This window comes from Paracoccus tegillarcae (assembly GCF_002847305.1).
Taxonomy (GTDB): domain Bacteria; phylum Pseudomonadota; class Alphaproteobacteria; order Rhodobacterales; family Rhodobacteraceae; genus Paracoccus; species Paracoccus tegillarcae.
In genome coordinates, this window is sequence record NZ_CP025408.1 from 133433 (window position 1) to 152466 (window position 19034).

At 66.6% G+C, this 19034-nt stretch carries 17 protein-coding genes and 1 riboswitch; of the genes, 4 read left to right on the plus strand and 13 right to left on the minus strand.

Annotated features, from left to right (window positions below):
- Positions 1-67: 67 nt before the first annotated feature.
- From CUV01_RS00665 to cbiE, 4 genes are read right to left on the minus strand one after another with little or no spacing between them, the layout of a single operon-like run.
- Positions 68-1399, minus strand: coding sequence for a cobyrinic acid a,c-diamide synthase CobB (locus tag CUV01_RS00665; protein ID WP_101458790.1), 1332 nt, complete (start codon positions 1397-1399; stop codon positions 68-70).
- Entirely contained in the window at positions 1396-2169 is a 774-nt protein-coding gene (gene cobM / locus CUV01_RS00670) for a precorrin-4 C(11)-methyltransferase (protein WP_101458791.1), read from the minus strand. The genes CUV01_RS00665 and cobM overlap by 4 nt, the downstream gene beginning before the upstream one ends.
- Complete coding sequence (locus CUV01_RS00675; RefSeq protein WP_101458792.1) at positions 2166-2513, minus strand: cobalamin biosynthesis protein; 348 nt, start codon at positions 2511-2513, stop codon at positions 2166-2168. The genes cobM and CUV01_RS00675 overlap by 4 nt, the downstream gene beginning before the upstream one ends.
- Positions 2510-3700 carry a precorrin-6y C5,15-methyltransferase (decarboxylating) subunit CbiE gene (gene cbiE, locus CUV01_RS00680; protein ID WP_101458793.1) on the minus strand — a complete coding sequence of 397 codons (1191 nt, stop codon included), beginning with the start codon at positions 3698-3700 and terminating at the stop codon, positions 2510-2512. Before cbiE ends, CUV01_RS00675 begins: the two co-directional genes overlap by 4 nt.
- On the opposite strand from cbiE, the gene CUV01_RS00685 reads away from it, so the two are divergent.
- Entirely contained in the window at positions 3699-4451 is a 753-nt protein-coding gene (locus CUV01_RS00685; protein ID WP_101461755.1) for a cobalt-precorrin-6A reductase, read from the plus strand. The two genes, cbiE and CUV01_RS00685, sit on opposite strands and share 2 nt — an antisense overlap.
- Here CUV01_RS00685 and cobJ read toward each other — a convergent pair.
- The 7 genes from cobJ to CUV01_RS00720 are packed head-to-tail and all read right to left on the minus strand — an operon-like array spanning position 4421 to position 12280.
- Positions 4421-5158 carry a precorrin-3B C(17)-methyltransferase gene (gene cobJ, locus CUV01_RS00690; protein ID WP_101458794.1) on the minus strand — a complete coding sequence of 246 codons (738 nt, stop codon included), beginning with the start codon at positions 5156-5158 and terminating at the stop codon, positions 4421-4423. The genes CUV01_RS00685 and cobJ overlap by 31 nt on opposite strands.
- Positions 5155-5898, minus strand: a complete 744-nt coding sequence (gene cobI / locus CUV01_RS00695; RefSeq protein ID WP_101458795.1) for a precorrin-2 C(20)-methyltransferase — start codon at positions 5896-5898, stop codon at positions 5155-5157. Before cobI ends, cobJ begins: the two co-directional genes overlap by 4 nt.
- Positions 5899-5900: 2 nt before the next feature.
- Positions 5901-6530 (minus strand): precorrin-8X methylmutase, encoded by a 630-nt coding sequence (locus CUV01_RS00700; protein WP_101458796.1) that lies wholly within the window; start codon positions 6528-6530, stop codon positions 5901-5903.
- On the minus strand, positions 6530-7636 hold the full coding sequence (cobG, locus tag CUV01_RS00705; RefSeq protein ID WP_101458797.1) for a precorrin-3B synthase: 1107 nt from the start codon (positions 7634-7636) through the stop codon (positions 6530-6532). The genes CUV01_RS00700 and cobG overlap by 1 nt, the downstream gene beginning before the upstream one ends.
- Positions 7633-10878, minus strand: a complete 3246-nt coding sequence (cobN, locus tag CUV01_RS00710; protein ID WP_101458798.1) for a cobaltochelatase subunit CobN — start codon at positions 10876-10878, stop codon at positions 7633-7635. Before cobN ends, cobG begins: the two co-directional genes overlap by 4 nt.
- Positions 10878-11927, minus strand: a complete 1050-nt coding sequence (gene cobW / locus CUV01_RS00715) for a cobalamin biosynthesis protein CobW (RefSeq protein ID WP_101458799.1) — start codon at positions 11925-11927, stop codon at positions 10878-10880. Before cobW ends, cobN begins: the two co-directional genes overlap by 1 nt.
- 2 nt (positions 11928-11929) lie before the next feature.
- Positions 11930-12280, minus strand: a complete 351-nt coding sequence (locus CUV01_RS00720) for a DUF1636 family protein (RefSeq protein ID WP_101458800.1) — start codon at positions 12278-12280, stop codon at positions 11930-11932.
- Positions 12281-12384: 104 nt separating this feature from the next.
- Positions 12385-12584, minus strand: a riboswitch (cobalamin riboswitch).
- A gap of 102 nt (positions 12585-12686) precedes the next feature.
- Between CUV01_RS00720 and larE the strand changes: the two genes are divergently transcribed.
- The 3 genes from larE (at position 12687) to CUV01_RS00735 (ending at position 14951) form a co-directional block, all read left to right on the plus strand.
- Positions 12687-13493 carry an ATP-dependent sacrificial sulfur transferase LarE gene (gene larE / locus CUV01_RS00725; protein WP_232962368.1) on the plus strand — a complete coding sequence of 269 codons (807 nt, stop codon included), beginning with the start codon at positions 12687-12689 and terminating at the stop codon, positions 13491-13493.
- Positions 13486-14145 carry a nickel pincer cofactor biosynthesis protein LarB gene (gene larB, locus CUV01_RS00730; RefSeq protein ID WP_101458801.1) on the plus strand — a complete coding sequence of 220 codons (660 nt, stop codon included), beginning with the start codon at positions 13486-13488 and terminating at the stop codon, positions 14143-14145. Before larE ends, larB begins: the two co-directional genes overlap by 8 nt.
- 317 nt (positions 14146-14462) lie before the next feature.
- Positions 14463-14951 carry a hypothetical protein gene (locus CUV01_RS00735; RefSeq protein ID WP_101458802.1) on the plus strand — a complete coding sequence of 163 codons (489 nt, stop codon included), beginning with the start codon at positions 14463-14465 and terminating at the stop codon, positions 14949-14951.
- Between the two features lie 658 nt (positions 14952-15609).
- On the opposite strand, the gene CUV01_RS00740 is transcribed toward CUV01_RS00735, so the two are convergent.
- A complete protein-coding gene (locus CUV01_RS00740) occupies positions 15610-17253 on the minus strand; it encodes an acyl-CoA synthetase (RefSeq protein ID WP_101461757.1) in 1644 nt (547 codons plus the stop codon).
- Between the two features lie 86 nt (positions 17254-17339).
- The gene (locus tag CUV01_RS00745; RefSeq protein ID WP_101458803.1) at positions 17340-19034 is read right to left on the minus strand and encodes a thiamine pyrophosphate-requiring protein; all 1695 of its coding nucleotides are present in this window, start codon (positions 19032-19034) and stop codon (positions 17340-17342) included.

Sequence of the window (19034 nt, forward strand, 5' to 3'; positions counted from 1 at the left end):
CGCGATATCTGGCGGCGGTTGATGATTGACCGGCTGGTCGGATGGTTGGGTAGCGGCGCGGCCATGGTCAGCCCGCCCCCGCCCGAGAAATCAGGTGAAAGAACGTCCCGGTGACGCAGCCGCCGCCGGGCATGGCGCGATGGGCACCGGTTTCCGGGACGGCATTGCCGCCGGCATCGGTGACCCGGGCCAGAGGCGCATCGGGCTGCGACAAGACGCTGGCATAGTGGAATTCATGGCCGCGCAAGGCTGTGCCGGGCGCAAGGCCCGGAAAGGGCGCGATCAGTTCTGCCCGGCGATAACCCAGATGCATCCGCCGTTTGTGATAGCTTGTCTCAAGCCCCAGCAAGCCGGCCATCTGGTGGCGCTGACCGTCCGCATCGACCAGCCCGGCGCCAAGCGCCATATAGCCACCGCATTCACCGTGCACGGGCCGGGTCTGGGCAAACCGGACCAGCCCGTCGCGAAATTTTGCAGCCGCTGACAGCCGCCCGGCATGAAGCTCGGGATAACCGCCGGGCAGCCAGCAGGCATCGGCACTGTTATCGGGGGGCTGATCGTCCAGTGGCGAGAACGGCAGGACCGTCGCGCCCTGTCCGCGCCATTCCGCGATCAGATGCGGATAGACAAAGCTGAACGCCGCATCGCGGGCCAGGGCAATCCGCTGGCCCGGCGGCGGCAGGGGGCGATAGGGTGGCGTATCAGACAAGGGACGCGCGGCCGCGGCGGCGATGATGGCGTCAAGGTCGCAATGCGCGGCGATGAACTCGCCCGCCTGCGCCAACAGCCGGTCCAGCTCGGTCGTTTCCTCGGCCTGAACCAGCCCCAGATGACGCTCGGGCAGTTCGACATTTCCCTGCCGGGGCAAGGCACCCAGCACCGTCAGCCCGGCATCGGCCATCCCCTCGCGGATCAGCGCGTCATGGCGGGGCGAGGCGACGCGGTTCAGCACCACGCCGGCAAAGGGCAGATCGGGCCGCAGGGTGGCAAAACCGCGCGCCACCGCCGCCGCCGATTGTGCCTGACCCGACACATCGAGGATCAGCACCACCGGCCAGCCCATCATCCGCGCGATCTCGGCGCTGGACCCGATCCCCGTTTCACCGGGCCGCGCGACACCATCAAACAACCCCATCGAGCCTTCGGCCAGGACCAGATCGGCATCACCAGACAGACCTGCATGGGCCGCGATCTGGCCGGCCCCCATCGACCAGGTGTCAAGGTTCAGCGAGGCCCGCCCCGATGCCGCCTGATGAAAGGCGGGGTCAATATAGTCGGGACCGGATTTGAAGGGTTGCACCGTCAGCCCCCGCGCCCGCAGCGCGACCAGCAGACCCAGCATCAGGATCGTCTTGCCGGTCCCCGAGGCCGGCGCGGAAATCATCAGTCCCGGCGTCATGCGGGAAACCTCGGCGCGTCACCCACCGGGCGATAACGGCGGTCGTAATCGGCGGCGTAAAGGCGGCTGTCGTCGAAACCATCGGCGGCCAGCGCCGGGCCGACCAGGATCAGTGCGGTGCGGTCGATGCCCTGCGCCTCGGCCTCGATCCGCGACAGGGGCGCGCGGATGATGCGCTGATCGGGCCAGCTTGCGCGCCAGACCACCGCCACCGGACAATCGGGCCCGTAATGGGGCAGCAAATCGGCCACCACCCGGTCCAGCGCCTGGATCGACAGATGGATGGCCAGCGTCGCGCCGGTGGCGGCGAATGCTGCCAGACGCTCGCCCTCGGGCATGGACGAGGCGCGGCCCGGCGTGCGGGTCAGCACCACCGATTGCGCCACACCGGGCAGCGTCAGTTCGGTTTCCAGCGCGGCGGCGGCCGCGGCAAACGAGGGAACGCCCGGCACCACCTGCACCGCAATTTCCAACGCACGCAGGCGGCGCAGTTGCTCGCCCATGGCCGACCAGACCGACAGATCGCCCGAATGCAACCGCGCCACATCCTGCCCCGCCGCATCGGCAGCCGCGATTTCTGCGATGATCTGATCAAGGCTCAGGGGCGCGGTGTTCACGACCCGCGCGCCCGGTGGGCAATGCGACAACAAGGCCTGCGGCACCAGCGAACCGGCGAAAAGACAGACCGGACAGGCCGCGATCAGGTCGCGCCCGCGCAGGGTGATCAGATCGGCGGCGCCCGGGCCTGCTCCGATGAAATGAACGGTCATTCGGGTTCTCTCTTTTCTGCAATGGCGGCGGTGGCGCGCCCGCAGGCGCTGATGACGCGCGGCACGGTGATCTGCGCGCCCGGCCCGCAAACGGACAGCGCGGCGGCCTCGGCGACCGATCCCGTGCCGTAAAGCGCCATTACGCGCGGCGAGGTGGTCGGCGTGCCAATGCCCTCGACACCTGCGAGCGACAGCGCGCGGCCAAGCGCCGTGACCTCTTCGGCGCGCGCCGCAATGGTGGCCAGCATGTCTGCCGCGCCGCCCTGCGCCTCGGCCTGCGCCAGCGCATCGCGCAATGCCGCGACCGGGGCGCCTGCCCGGCAACCGATCCCTGCCACCCTCATCGCACCACCTGCCATTGCGTCACAGGACGGGCCGGTTGCCAGCCGCGCAGACCGCCCAGTGGCGTGGCCTCACAGAGTTCCATCCGCAGCAGCCGTCCGCCATGGCTGGCATGGCGCGCAGCCAGCAGGGCTTCGGTTTCCAGTGTCACGGCATTGGCAACCAGCCGCACACCCTCAGGCAGCAGCTGCCAGAGCCGGTCGAACAAAGGCCCGCTTGCGCCGCCGCCGACGAAGACGGCATCGGGTTCCGGCAGCCCCTCCAACGCCTCGGGCGCGGCGCCGGGGCGCAATGTCATCCGGTCTTGCAGGCCGAATGCCTCGATATTCAGGTGGATATTGCGTTGCCGATCCTCGCGCGGCTCTATGGTCACGGCGCGCCCACCGGCCAGCGCCCATTCGACCGAAACAGCGCCCGATCCGCCCCCGATATCCCACAGCATCTCGCCCGCGCGCGGTGCCAAGGCCGCCAGCGTCATGGCCCGGATCGGCGATTTGGTGATCTGTCCATCATGGGCGAAATCAGCCTCGGGTCGGCCCGGCACAGCGGGCAAGCCCCTACCGCGCGGCAGGTCGCATCCATCCAGCGCCACGGCAACGGGCGCATCGGCCTTGACCCCGGTCAGGGCATCAGCGCGGTGGTCCCGGATGCGTTCGGAGGGACCGCCCAGCCCTTCCAGCACAACCATGCGCATGTCACCCATCCCCTGCCCCGCCAACCAACGGGCCAGTGCCGCCGGGGCATCGCCGTCACGCAGGGTCGCCACGATCCGGCAGCCGCGCACCAGATGCGGACGCAGACGTGCAAAGGGCGCGGCATGCAGGCCAAGGCAGACCGTCGCCTCGATCCGCCAGCCCAGACGGGCAGCGGCCAGCGAGAAAATACCGGGGCCAGGCAAGGCGCGCCATTCTTCCGGCTCAAGATGGCCGGCCAGACTGCCGCCCGCGCCGAACCAGAACGGATCGCCCGATGCCAGCACAGCCACGCGCTGTCCGCGCGCCGCCAGCGCCGGCTTGATATCAAAGGGCACAGGCCATTCCCGACCGCGCGCGCCGGCACCTGCCAGCGCCAGATGTCGCGGCCCGCCAAAGACCAGATCGGCGCCGGCCACGGCTTCGCGGCTTGCATCCGACAGGCCGGACAGGCCATCTTCGCCAATGCCGATGATGGTCAGCCAGGGATCCGCCATGTCACGCATCCTCCTTTTGGGCGGCACATCCGAGGCCAGCCGCACCGCACGGCTGTTGGCCGATGCCGGGCTGGATGCGGTGTTTTCCTATGCGGGGCGCACATCCGCGCCGGTGGATCAGCCGCTGCCGGTGCGGATCGGCGGTTTTGGCGGGGCTCAGGGGCTGACGGCGTGGCTGCGCGATCAGCGGATCAGCCATGTGATCGACGCCACGCACCCCTTCGCCGCACAGATCAGCCGCAACGCCATTGCCGCAGCGGCAGCGGCGCGCCTGCCGATTCTGTCTCTGCAGCGGCCGCCCTGGCAGCCGGTCGCGGGCGATCAGTGGAGCAATGTCCCTGATATCGCGGCTGCAGCGGCTGCGCTGCCCGAACAGCCCGCAAGCGTTTTTCTGGCCATCGGCAAGCAGAACCTGACCGCATTCTGCAATCTTCCGCATCGCTGGCTGCTGCGGTTGGTCGATCCGCCGCAGGGCGCGCTGCCCTTGCCCCGCGCGACCGCCGTAATCGCGCGCGGACCCTTCACGCCCCAGTCCGATGAGGCCCTGATGCGCGCGCATGTCATAACCCATGTCGTCGCCAAGAATGCCGGCGGCGAGGGCGCGCGCGCCAAGCTGACCGCCGCGAACCGCCTTGGCCTGCCAGTGATCCTGATCGACCGGCCCGCCTTGCCGCCACGCAAGACCGTTACCACGCCAGAGCAGGTGCTGGACTGGCTGCATCACACGCCCTCCACGCTGCGGGGCGTATAGACCCAGTTGCCGACGCGCCGCGTCGCTGCATTCCCCACCAGAACCACTGTTCGCATATCGGCCATCTCTGGCCGGGCCTCTGCCAGCGTGGTGATCCGCAGGGCCTCATCCAGGGTCGAAACCGCGCGGGCAAAGATGATCATCCGCTCGGGTCCGCATTCCTCGCGCAGGATATCCAGCACGCGGGAGAATTGATGCGGGCGGCTGGCGGATCGCGGATTATAGAAGCCCATCGCGAAATCGCCCCGTGCCGCGTGCCGCAACCGCTGCTCGATCAGGGCGAAAGGTTTGAGGTTGTCTGACAGGTTGATGGCGCAGAAATCATGGCCAAGCGGCGCACCTGCACGCGCCGCGGCGGCCAGCATCGCGGTAATGCCGGGCAGGATGCGAATATCCGTTTGCTGGTCCGTCCGGGCCTCAAGCGCCTCGAAAAGCGCCGAGGCCATGGCGAACACGCCCGGATCACCCGAGGACACGATGACCACGCGCAGCCCCTCGGCCGCCAGATCCAGCGCCAGATGCGCGCGATCCAGTTCCGCCCGGTTGTCCGAGCCATGCAATCGCAGCCCCGAACGCGGCGTGATGCGGGCAACGTAAGGGGCATAGCCGACCACATCCGTCGCCTCGGCAAGGGCCGCCCAGACCTCGGGCGTCACCAGATCGGTGGCGCCGGGGCCAAGCCCTGCAACTGTGACCCGACCGCTCATTCCGCTGCGCCCATGATGGCCAGTGGCCGGCGGCCATGACCGTGGACCATGACGATGGCGAAATAGGGGCAATCCGCATCGCCCACCTCATCCAGCCGCACGACCCGCTGGCCCGGCATGGTGCCGCGCTCGATCAGCCAGGCCGCATCCAGCCGACCTGCTGCAGCCAATGCGCGGCGGATCTTGGGCAGGTTGCGCCCGGTCTTCATGATGACCAGCGCATCGGCGGCGCGCATATGGCGGATCAGATCATCCAGCGGCAGCGTGCCCATCAGCACGGTCATCACATCATCGCCCCAGGTCACCGGCTGCCCGGTCGCGCCCCAGCAACCAGCCATGCCGGGAATGCCGGGGATCACCTCGATCCGCGCAACCTCGCGCAGGCGGATGTAGAGATGCATGAATGAGCCGTAAAAGAACGGGTCGCCCTCGCAGATCACCACCACATCATCCTGCTGGGCCAGCAACTCCAGCCGCGCGGCCCAGTCGTCATAGAATGCCGCCAGCAGCGCATTATAGGCCGGGCTGTCGAAAGGGATTTCCGTCGTGACCGGATATTCCATCGCATGTTCCTCAACGCCCGGCGCCAGCAGGTCCTGCACGATCCGACGGGCCTGCCCCTGACGGCCGGCCTTGCGGAAAAACGCCAGATGGCGCGCGCCCCTGATCGCGCGGTCGGCACGGACCGAGATCAGATCGGGATCGCCGGGGCCAAGGCCCGCACAGATGATCTTGCCCATGGTTATTCCTTTCGGCTGGCCAGCGCGTTGACGGCTGCGACCGTAATGGCCGAGCCGCCAAGCCGGCCCTTGACGATCAGCGCGGGCACCGGCGAGGCGGCCATCAACGCATCCTTGGATTCCGCCGCACCCACGAATCCCACCGGGCAGCCGATGATCGCGGCGGGGCGTGGGCAGGCGGGGTCCTCGAGCATATTGAGCAGATGGAACAGCGCGGTCGGCGCATTGCCGATGGCGACCACCGCGCCCGCCAGATGCGGTCGCCACAGGTCCAGTGCCGCGGCCGAGCGCGTATTGCCCATCCGGCGCGCCCGCTCCGGGACGGATGGCTCGTTCAGCGTGCAGATCACTGCATTGTCCCGTGGCAGGCGGGCGCGGGTGATGCCTTCGCTGACCATGCGCGCATCGCACAGGATCGGCGCACCGGCCTGCAAGGCGGCACGGGCAGCGGCGGCCATGCCGGGGGAAAACCGGATGTCGCGTTCCAGCCCGACCAGACCGGCGGCATGGATCATCCGCACGGCCACGGGTTCCTCGTCGGCGTCAAAGCGCGCCAGATCGGCCTCGGCCCGGATGGTGTGAAAGGACTGCCGATAGATCGCGGCGCCGTCCTTTTCGTAGTCATATGGCATCAGATCACCTCTGGCAGTTGGTCGGGTCGCAAGGCGCGCCGGACCGGCTGATCGCCGGCGCGGCCATTGCGGATCATGTCAAATCCCTGCGCGGTGGCGGTCAGGGTCAGGTCGGCGGGCCGGGGCCAGCCGCAGCCCTTGGCGCAGCCCGAAACGTGCAGAATCGCGCCCTCGGGCAAAAGGGCCGCAAGATGGCGGGCCAGTGGACGGGTCTGGGCATGGGCCTGCGGGCAGCTTGGCGCACCCGCACAGGCACGCAGCCTGCGACGGGGATCGCGCGGATCAAGGATCAGCCCCGCCAGCGCGGGCATGGCCGCGGCGCCCTCGATCAAGATCATGTGCCAGGGCGTCAACCGGACAGGCCCCGCCTGCGCAACGGCGATCAGGGTGTCCGGTTCGATCTGCCCGAATTCCAGCCCGACCAGCGCGCCTTGCACCACCAAACCGGGTTCCGGCACGGCCTCGGTGCGAGACAAGGGGCGGTCCGCATCGGGCCAGCGTCCCGCTGCAATCAGGGCGGCCATCCGTCCGCGTCCCGCGACCATGCCGCCCTGCTGCAAGAACCACGCCGCCAGTTCGACCGTCTGCGCAACATCGTGCAGCGGCTGGCCCTGCGACATCCCATCGGCCAGCAGGATCAATGCGCCGGTCGGATCACGTTCCAGCCGGATATCTGCGGGCACATCGCGCAGGATCGGGCGCGGTCCGGTATCGACGGCAAAGCCGAACTTGGCGGGCAGGCTCAGGTCGCTGGCGGCCAGACGCTCAGCAAGCGCCATTGCCAGCCGGTCGGTCGCGCCATCGGCAAAGGGGGTGACGATGATATTCCGCCGTGTCTCGGTCGCGATGTCGGGGTCGATCAGATCCAGCGCGGCCAACGTCTCGATCAGGTCTGCATGGGTGTCCGGTGTCACGCCGCGCAGTTGCAGATTGGCGCGGCCCGTCAGTTCGATCCGGCCATTGCCACAGCGCCGCGCGGCCTCGGCAATCGCGACCGCCTGCGCAGGCATCAGCCGTCCGCCCGGCGGCTTGATCCGCACCACCCAGCCATCGCCGGATTCCATCGGGCGCAGCGCGCCGGGGCACCATCCCCTGACCGCGCTCATGCCCCGACCTCAAGACTGGCAGCGATCGAGTTGCGCCGTGTCACCCACAGGCCCGCCTCGGCCAGCCGGTTGTAGAGGTCGCGCATGGCGGCCAGCGCAGCCGGGTTGGCGTCCTGCATGAATTCGACGACCTCGGGCCTGCCAAGCGTGGCATCGTGATAAAGGTCGAACAGATGTGGCGGCACGGTCTGGGCCAGATGGGCAAAAGCCGACAGATGGTCCAGGGTTGCCGCGATCTCGGCAGCACCGCGAAAACCATGCGCCATCATGCCATTGGCCCAACGCGGATCGCTGGCACGGGCGCGCACCGTGCGGGCGATTTCCGCGGTCAGCGTGCGGGCGCGGGGGCGGTCGGGCTGGGTGGCGTCAAGGTGATAAAGCGCGGGCCGGGGTGCACCGATGCGCGCCATGGCCGCCGCAAATCCGGCCTCATGCGCGGCGTAATCGGCAGCCAGCAGCAGATCGCTTTCGGGCAAATCCTGCGCATGGACGAAACTATCGGCACCGGCCAATCGCGCCTGCAATGCCCCGGGATCAGCCCGGACATTACCATCTTGTCCGATGGCCCAGCTGGACGCTGCCAGCCAGGCCTGACCGGCGGCCTGCCGCGCCGCGTCGCTGAAATCCTGCGCGGCCACGCCCATCCCCAGCCCGTATTGGCCGGGTTCCGGCCCAAAGACGCGCGGGCTGCGCGCCAGATAGGGGTTGTCGGACGGGTCCTCAACGCGTTCGGCAAGCGCCTGCGCGCCGGTTTCAAACAATTGCGCCAGCACCGGAAACACGTCGCGAAAAAGGCCCGAGACCCGCAAGGTCACGTCGATGCGCGGGCGATCCAGCAGCGGCAGAGGCACGATCTCGACGCCCGAAACACGGCCCGAGCCGTGATCCCAAACCGGCTTGAGCCCCGCCAAGTGCAACGCCATCGCGAATTCCTCGCCTGCCGTGCGCATGGTGGCGCTACCCCACAGATCGACGACCAGCCCCTTGGGCCAGTCGCCATGATCCTGCAAATGACGGCGCAGCAATTCCTCGGCCAGTTTCACGCCCTGCGCATGGGCATTGGGCGTCGGCACGGCACGGGGATCGGTGCTGAAGAGGTTTCGCCCCGTGGGCATGACGTCGCTGCGGCCCCGCGCGGGCGAGCCCGAGGGTCCGGGCGCGACATGCTGTCCGTCCAGCGCCATCAGCAGACCGGCGCGTTCGGCAGCACCGCAGGCGCCATTGCCAAAGACATGCAGCCCCTCGCCGAACTGGCTTTCCTTGATATCGCAGACAAAGCGGTCGATGCGGGTGATGGCCTCGGCGGCACTGGCCTGCCGGGGGATGCCCAGATCGGCCTCCAGCCCGGCGGCGCGCGCCTCGTCCCGGATCGCGCCGATCAGCCGGTCGCGGCGGGCCGGGTCCAGACCGTCGGCGGTGGAGTATTCGTCCAGCAGACGTTCCAGATGCGCCATGCCTTCGGGCACACGCCCCGCGACCATCGGCGGCGGCAAATGGCCAAGCGTGACCGCGCCCAACCGCCGCTTGGTCTGCGCGGCCTCGCCCGGATCGTTGACGATAAAGGGATAGACGACCGGCAATTTGCCCAGCAGCGCCTGCGGCCAGCACGCATCAGACAGCGCGACCGATTTGCCCGGCAGCCATTCCAGCGTGCCATGCGCCCCCATATGGATCATCGCGTGCAGGCCCTGCTGGCGCAGCCACAGGTAAAAGGCGACATAAGCGTGGCGCGGCACTCGGGTCAGATCGTGATAATCATCCGTCCGGCCTGCACGGTGACTGCGTTCAGGCTGCAGCGCCAACAGCAGCTTGCCGCGCCGGATCGCCGCAAAGCGGAACGCGCCACCCTGCAAATCCGGGTCGCTTTCCGCCGGCCCCCATGCGGTATGCAGATCGTCCCGCAATGCCTGCGGCAGGCATTGCAAGGCTGCCAGATATTCGCCCATCGGCCAGTCGATGGTCTGCTGCGCCAGTGCCTCGGCGCAGTCACCGGGGGCGACGTCATAGCCGGCACTGGCCATCATATCTGTGACCGCATCGGCGGATGCGGGCGCGTCCAGCCCCACGGCATGAGCCATCTGCCAGTCGCGACCGGGATAGGTCGACAGAATCAGCGCGATGGCGCATTCATCGCGCGGGGTTCGGGCCAGCCGATGCCAGGCAGCGACTTGCGCGACGGTGGCTTTGATACGCGCCGGATCGGCACGGTGGGCAAAGCGGCTGAATTGCAGGTCAGGATCGCGCGGCTCGGGTGCTTTGAAACTGACGACACCCCCAAAGATGCGCCCGTCGATCTCGGGCAGGACCACATGCATGGCCAGATCAGCCGGCGACAGCCCCCGTTCGGACCCCGCCCATTCGCCGCGCCTGTTGGTCGACAGCGCCACCTGAAAGACCGGGCAGCCATAGGCATCGAACGGCGTGGCACCGGTTTCGGCACGCATGGAAAATCCGGTGCAATTGACGATGGCCGCCGGCGCCACCGGCAGCGCGGTTGCCAGCCAATCGGCGAAACCCGGTGCCTTCAGCGAGGGGGCAAAGACACCGCAGGCGGCAAAGCCCGCCTCGCGCAGCGACCTGATCAGCGCATCGACCGGCCCTGTATCAGCCGCCGCCAGATAGCTGCGATAAAAGCTGACCAACGCCAGCGGGTGATCAGAGGCCGCGTCCGGCGCCGCGTCGATCACGCCCTGATCGGGATCGTAGAATCCCCAATCGGGCACCGCCTTCTTGCCCACAACGGGCCCGGCATAGATGCCCGCCGCCAGCGCCAACTGCGCCAGTGCCGCCTGCGCCGCAACCGCGCCGCCGGCATCACACAGCCGCCGCAATTGCCGCAGCACCGATGCCGGCACAGTCGAAAGCGCATCCAGCGTCGCATCATCGCGCCCATCGGCTGGCAGCACGGCAAGCGCGATCCCCTTGCGCCGCGCCAGATCCTGAACCGAGGCCAAACCGTAGGGCCAATAGGCCTGCCCGCCGATCAGGCGGATAAGGATGCCCTTGGCGCCCGCCAGCGTGTTCTCGACATAGGTATCAACCGAAACCGGATGCCGCAGTGCCACCAGATTGCAAAGCCGCAGCGAGGGCAATCCGTCTGCCCCACGACGCCAACCCGCCGCGAAAGCGCCCAGATCGCTGTCGGAAAACGACAGCACGACCAGATCGCCCGGCGTCTGGCCGGGGTCATAGGGTGTGTCGGTCTCGTCCAGACCGTGGCTTTCGCGAAAGACGACATGCATCAGGCGGGCACAGCCCCCAGCAATGCACCACGAATGGCGGTTTCGTTCACGTCGTCATGTTCCGCGATCACCACCAGTCGCGATGCGCGCGGCTGGCTGCCCCAGGCGCGGTCATATTGGTGCCGCACGCGCGCGCCCACCGCCTGCACCAGCAACCGCATGGGCTTGCCCGACACCGCGACATAACCCTTGACCCGCAGGATGTTCTGTTCGCGCGCCAGCCGTTCGATGGACGCAACCAGATCAGCCGGGTCGCCGATCTCGGGCAGGTCGATGACCACCGTCTCGAAATCCTCATGCTCGTGGTCGTCGGCGCCGTCGTGATGGCTGGGACGCGCGGCCAGATCATCCTCTGCGGCAGCGCCCACACCCAGGATAACCAGCGGATCGATGATGCCTTCGGTCACGGCAAGGATAGGCAGCGGACGCGGCGCCTCGGCCTCGATCACCGCGCGGGCCGCGTCCAGCCCCGCCCTGTCGACCAGATCGGCCTTGGTCAGCAGCACCACATCGGCGCAGGCGATCTGATCCTCGAACACCTCGGACAGGGGCGTTTCGTGATCGAGGCTGTCATCGGCCTCGCGCTGCGCCTGCACGGCGGCCTCATCCGGCGCAAAGCGACCCGCCGCCACGGCCTCGGCATCGGCCAGCGCAATCACGCCATCAACAGTAATGCGCGACCGGATCGCGGGCCAGTCAAACGCCTTGAGCAAAGGTTTCGGCAGCGCCAGTCCCGAGGTTTCTATCAAGATATGGTCGGGCTTTTGCGGCATCGCCATCAACTTTTCCAGCGTCGGGATAAAGTCATCGGCGACGGTGCAGCAAATGCAGCCGTTCGACAGTTCCAGAATATTCTCGGCCGGGCAGCTTTCATCGGCGCAGCCCTTGAGGATCTGGCCATCGACACCGACGGTGCCGAATTCATTCACCAGAATGGCCAGCCGCCTTCCCTGGGGATTGGCCATCAGATGCCGGATCAGTGTCGTCTTGCCCGAGCCCAGAAAGCCGGTGATGACGGTGACGGGGGTTTTGGTCAGATCGTTGGTCATGTTCACTCCTGCGGGGGAATACGGGCAAGGCTTTGCTTGCGGAAAATCACTGGCCGCTCGCGCCAGGGCACCAGCCCGTCAGCGGTGGCGGCATAGGCGGCGGCACCGGTCAGAATATCGGTGGCATTTTCGGGGGTCAGACGGCCATAGACATAAGTCCACTTGCCCGGCGCAGACAGCGCGACCGAACAGCCCTGCGAACAGGCCGACAGGCATTCGACCGGGCGCAGTTCCACGCCGTCGGGCAGCGCGGCGCCGGCCAGCGCGTCATGCAGCAGCGCGCCGGGGCGTGGATCATCGCCCGCAGCCGCCTCGGCGCGGCAGGTGGTACAAACATGCAAAATGGCGCGCATTGCGGCCCCTTCGTCGCTGGTGGCGTCGGGGGTGGGGCCAGTAGGACAGGATGGGGCACGCGACCAAGCATCCTGCCTGCCGGTCGCGAAACACCCCGTTCGCCCGTTAACACTCAGCGCTGGCAGGTCTCCCGGCTTGCGGATCAAACGGTCGTCCCGCCTTCCCAACCCGTCCTGTAGGGGTCAGTGGCCTGGGCGACCTCTCCGGTCACGGTCGCGGGGGCGGCTGCGTTCAGGCCATTGGCCCTTTGCATTCCCTCTTCGCCTGCCACGGATGGCAGGAACCAGCGCAGCGCCACATGATCCGGTCACCCCCCGGTTGTCAAGCGCTAGCCGCCACCTTGATCCTGCCCGGCTTTGCGACCATCGTGGGGGCTGTGTTTTCGCCCTGCCCGAGGCCCGGCCCGTGACATCCGACACCGCCACATCCGTTCCGATCGCCCTGCGCGATGCCCTTCGGCGCCACCCGCGGCTGGTGCTGGCGGTCAGCGGCGGGGTCGACAGCATGACGCTGGCGCATGCGGCGCACCATGTGTTGGGGGTGGATCGGGTGGCCGTCTGTCATGCCGTTTCGCCCGCCGTGCCCGATCTGGCGACCCGGCGCGTGCAGGACCACGCTGCCCGCAATGGCTGGCGCCTGCACCTGCTGGAAGCCGGTGAATTCGCCGATCCGAACTATCTGAAAAACCCCGTCAACCGCTGTTATTTCTGCAAGTCGAACCTTTATGACCGCATCGCGGCATCAGTGGCTGGCAGCATCGCATCCGGCGCAAACTTGGATGATCTCAACGACTTCCGCCCAGGACTTAAGGCCGCAGATGAACGTCGCATCTGCCATCCTTTCGTGGAGGCGGGGCTGCGCAAGGCTGATATCCGCGCGCTGGCCCGCGCCTTTGGCCTGGATGATATCAGCGAATTGCCCGCCCAGCCCTGCCTTGCCAGCCGGATCGAGACCGGCCTGACCGTCACCCCCGAAGATCTGGCCTTTGTCCAGCAGGTCGAGACCGCGCTGGACGCGCTGGCCCCGCGCGCGACACTGCGCTGCCGGGTCGTTGCAGGCGGCATTCGGCTGGAGCTGTCGCCCGACCTGATCGCCGATACGGGCCTGCACCAGCGGATGTCGGCAACGGCACGCGACCTATGCGACACCGCAGGGCGCGCGCTGCTGTCGGTGACGCCCTACCAACGCGGATCGGCCTTTCTGCATGGCTGAGCCGGACATCCCGCCGCAAGTCCGCTTTGACTGGCAACGTGAGGCGCGCACGGGCATCCCCGAGGCGGTGTTTTGCGACGGCAAGACCATCGAACATCTGCAAGTCATCCTGACCGAGGCGCGCGACCGTCAGGCGCGGCTGTTCATGACCCGCCTAGCCCCCGACACCCATGCGGCACTGGCCGGCACCTTCACGCTGGATTATTGCGCGCTGTCGCAGACAGCCATCTTCGGTGGCCTGCCGGACGGCCTGCCGCAACGCGACAAGGTGGCGCTGGTCTGCGCCGGCACCTCGGATCTGCCGGTGATCGAAGAGGCCCGCCGCGCCCTTGCCTTTCACGGCATCGAGGCGCCGGTCTTTGCCGATGTGGGCGTGGCTGGGCTGTGGCGGCTGATGTCGGTTGCCGAGGACCTGTCACGCTTTCCGGTGCTGATCGCCGTGGCGGGGATGGAGGGCGCGCTGTTTTCCGCCCTGGCCGGGCTGGTGCCGGGGCTGGTGATCGCGGTGCCGTCGCCGGTTGGCTATGGCGTCTCGGCTGGCGGTCAGGCGGCGCTGACGGCAGCGCTGGCCAGTTGCGCGCCGGGCGTGGTGACCGTCAATATCGGCAACGGGTTTGGCGCGGCCGCGGCGGCGCGCAAGATCATCGGCTAGATCCTGCGTGGTGTAGATTGGCACTGAGGCGCACCTCGGCGGAGGTGTAAAACCAAAGACTTCCCAAGATATTCGCGCACCGTTCATTCCCCGTTTTGCAAAGAACCCTTACCCCTCAGCCGATGTTCACTGCGCATCACATGAACAGGCGAGATCGGGGCGGAGCGGGAATTCGCCGAACCCAGCATGGAGGTTCACTATGACGGTAAGCTGCGGGAGATCGTTTTTTTGGAACTTCGAACTCCCCATCGAGTTTTGATATCAGCATTGCCCGTGATCTGCACGGCTCATGCGCCATCCAAGATGGAGAAAAGTGAATGACATTTCGTATCGCCGCCGCAACCTCAGTCCTTGCAATCGCGACATTGCCGGCTTTTGCGCAGGAAACCGAGACGCCTGATATGACCGGGCAGGCCGAACTCGTTGGCAATATGGGTAAGATCGAAGCAAACATCGCTGAAGCGCATGCGCGGCTCTTTACCCATATGCTCTTGCCGCAAGACGATGAAGAACGGCAGACCTACAGCGAGGCATTCAGCAACGATATTGCCTCGGTCGACGAATACCTCTCGCTGGTGCAAGACTCTGATCTGTCAGCCGAGGGTGCGGCCGAGATCGAGAATTTTGCAGCCGAATGGTCGGAGGTCAAAGACCTTGCAGATGGTCTGACCGACGCGTCCCGAGATGAGCTCGCATCGGTGGATGACATCAAGGCGTTCTCGAACGCCGTGCTTGAACTCGACGATTACATTGACGCGGCGCTCGAAGCGGCCGGGCTGCCAGACGACGATGACGCGCCGGAGTAAGGTTCTTGCCCGAACCACGTTCGCGGAACCCATAGGGCCAGTCGTGTGAGCCTTGGACTTCAGCGACTACAGTCAGCATGACGGTGAGCGCGCGGGCAATCCTGCGAAGGGGTCCGTTCTTTTGCAGCGGCGCTTGAGGCAAGACGACGTCGCTCGAGCCGAGCGGGATGATGGCGCGGCATTGTGCACCCTGAGTATGGGCACGCCGCATGGTTCCACGCAACGAACCTCGCTTGGCGTGACTATGCCCTCGGATGTGCTTTGGTCGGGCAGTACATGGATGCTCGTCCGGCCAAGACCTCCGATACCTCCATGCCCAAGCTTCACAATTTCGCGGAGTTGCCGGGTCGGCTTACAGTTGAGGCAAAAGAGGCGCGCTCGCAATGCTGTTTGCTGAGACGACATTCAATCCAGCCGCAGCATCGCGCGCCTTCGGGCTCTGACCCGGAATTGGCTGCGCGGGTCGTGAACGGCTGCTTCGCCGGACGGTCTGGCACTTTCCCAGCACAGATGATCCGAACGTGAGTTCTGCCGCCTTGGCGGGGGCGGTGCCGAGGTTTTTTCGGCGCGGCGGGCAAACCGTCCTCGGGGCGTTTCAGTCGCCTTGAGGACGAACAGTTGCCACTCGGGTAGATGTCAGTGGCAATTCACACATGGCCTAGCTGTCATCCGTGATCGCCCTGGCGCGGTCGCGCAGCACGAATTTCTGGATCTTGCCGGTCGAGGTCTTGGGCAACTCGTCAAAGACGAATGTTTTCGGCACCTTGAAACGCGCCATGTGCTGGCGGCAGAATTCCGTCATGTCATCGGCTGTCAATTCGTTGCCCGGCTTGGCCGTGACGAACGCACAGGGCGTTTCGCCCCATTTCTCGTCGGGGCGTGCGACGACGGCTGCCTCCAGCACGCCGGGATGGCGGTAGAGGACATCCTCGACCTCGACGGATGAGATATTCTCGCCGCCCGAGATGATGATGTCCTTCAGCCGGTCCTTGATCTCGATATAGCCGTCGGGATGGACCACGCCCAGATCGCCCGAGGCGAACCAGCCGCCGCAAAACGCCTTTTCGGTCGCCGAGGGGTTCTTGAGATAGCCCTTCATCACGACATTGCCGCGCATGAAGATCTCGCCGATGGTTTGGCCGTCAGGCGGCACCGGCTGCATGGTTTCGGCATCCGCAACCATCAGGCCCTGCAATGCGATGTTCGCCACGCCCTGCCGCGCCTTGATCCGGGCCCGCGCCTCGCCGTTCAACCCGTCCCATTTTTCCTGCCAGGCGCTGACAACCGAGGGGCCATAGGTCTCGGTCAGGCCGTAAACCTGAGTGACCTCGACGCCCATGGCCTCCATCTTTTCGATGACCGCGGCGGGGGGCGGGGCGCCGGCGGTCATGACCTTGACCTCATGGCTGAAATCCTTCAGCGCATCGGGTGCATTGACCAGCATGTTCAGCACGATCGGCGCGCCGCAGAAATGGCTGACCTTTTCGTCGCGGATCAGCTGGAAAATCGGCTCTGCCCTCACGGCGCGCAGGCAGATGCACAGGCCGGCATTCGCCGCAATGGTCCAGGGAAAACACCAGCCGTTGCAGTGAAACATCGGCAGCGTCCACAGATAACGCGCGTGCTGCGGCATCGACCAGGTCACGATATTGGACAGCGCATTCAGCGTTGCCCCACGGTGGTGATAGACCACGCCCTTGGGGTCGCCGGTCGTGCCCGAGGTATAGTTCAGGCTGATCGCATCCCATTCATCGCCCGGCAGTGACCATGCATGGTCGGGATCGCCCTCGGCCAGCAGCGCATCGTAGGTCAGTTGGCCGATAGGCCGCGTTCCCTCGAGGCTGGCATCCTCGATATCGACCACCAGCATATCGGGGCGTCCGGCGATCCGGATCGCCTGTTCCGCGACTTCGGCGAATTCGGCATCGACCAGCACCGCCTTGGCCTCGGCATGGCTGAGGATAAAGGCGATGGCTTCTGCGTCCAGCCGGGTGTTGATCGTATTGAGCACCGCGCCTGCCATGGGCACGCCGAAATGCGCCTCGAACATTTCGGGGATATTGGCGGCGATGATCGATACGGTATCGCCCTTGCCCAGCCCCCGTTTCGCCAGCGCACCGGCAAGGCGCCTGGTGCGGGCATAGGTTTCGCCCCAGTTTCGCTTGACCGCGCCATAGCTCACAGCGGGCAGATCGGGATAGATCGCCGCCGTGCGTTCGATGAAGGACAAGGGCGACAGGGCCACGAAATTCGCGGCATTGGCATCAAGCCCCAGATCATAGATATCGGTGGTCGCGGTCATGCGCTTGGCCTCCTCGGGCCGAATCATCGGTGACACAGGACCAGAAAAGCGCGTGTCGCCGCGCTTGACCAGCGTGGCGTTTGGTCTCAGGCGATCATCACGTTCAGCAGCGCGCAGCGGCGATCCTTCTCGACCGCCTGCAATGCCTGATCCAGCGCCGGTCGCAGATCGTCCGGGTTGCGCACCTCGGCGGTGAAGGCGCGCGAGGCCTGGGCCACCTTGCAGAAATCAGGGCTGGGTGTCAGGCCGGTCAACGGCATGGCATTGGCGCGCGCAGCGGCCCCGTCAGGGTAGAGGCCGGTCACGGACTGCCGCACCGCGCCCCATTCGCCATTGTTCAGCACAATGATCAGCACCGGCAGTTGCATTGCCTCGGCGATCTGGTGGCAGGCGACGGGGTTTGAAAACATGTAGCTGCCATCGCCCATGGTCGCGACGCAGAGCCGGTCGGGTTCGGCCAGTTGCGCGCCCAAAGCTGCAGGGAAGGACCAGCCCAGACCGCCCGAATGGGGTTCCTGAAACCAGGATCGGTGATCGCGGCGGGGCAGCGAGCCCAGCATCGTTCCCAGTTCCGAAAAGACCGAACTGGGCCGGCCCGTCGCATCCAGCGCCTCGCCCAGCACGCGGCTGACGGCCGCCTTGGTCAAGCGGTCGCCCTGAGGAACGGCGGCGCTGATCAGATCCGCACGATGCGCGGCAGTGCGCTCTGCCAGTGCCTCGCGACGCGTGGCAATGGCGGTTTCATCGCGCGGCAATCCCTGCATGGCCGCGATCAGCGCCGGAATGGTCAGGGCGTTTTCGCCAGTGATCGACAGATCGGACCGGAAGTTGCGCACCGGAAATCGCGAAAACAGCGGGTCCGGCCCCAAATGTGCGACCTTTGCCCCCGCACCCGGACCATGCGCATCGGGCATCCAGGGCGCCAGACAGTCCAGCACCAGCACCACATCGGCCTGCTCCAGCCACGGCCCCGGATCGGCGCCGACATGGCAGGGATGATCGGTGGCGATGGCCAGATGCGTGGCCCACCAGGAACAGACCGCGATCCCCCAATCCTGCGCCCATTGCCCAAAGGCGGCAAAGCTGGCCGCGTCGCCTGCGCCGCGCTGCGCAATGATCAGCGGTGCCTTTGCCTCGGACAACCAGCCAGCCAGTTGCGCCAGCGCCTGCGGATCCGGCGCCGTCCGCGCGGGCCGCATCGTGGGCAGGGCGCCAAGGCCCTCGCTGGCGATTTCCTCGCACAGCACCTCGCGCGGGATCGACAGATAGACCGGTCCCCTGGGGGTGCTATCGGCGATGGCATGGGCGCGGTCCAGCAGGCCCGCCACCTGTTCGGGGAACTTCAACTCGTATTCCCATTTGCAGGCCTCACGCACCAGTGCTGCCTGATCGCGCATTTCCTGACCCCAGCCGATCGGCACGGTGCGCGCGCCGAAACGGCCCGCTTCGGTCACGGGTGTGCGCCCCGACATCAGGATCATCGGGATATGTTCACAAGCCGCGTTGATCGCGCCGACAGAGCCGTTTGCAAGGCCCACATTGGTGTGCAGCATCACCGCCTGTGCACGGCCCGTCATCAGGTAATAGCCATGCGCCATGCCCATCGCGGCATGTTCATGCGGCATGACCAGCGCGCGCGGGAGGTCCAGCCCTTCGGCTGCGGCCTGTGCCAGCCCTTCGATGATGGGCGGAAAATCGGTGCCGGAATTGGCGAATACCACATCAACCCCAAGCGCCTTGAGCCGCGGAAAGATCGCGCCGCCTGCTGTCACCATCACCAT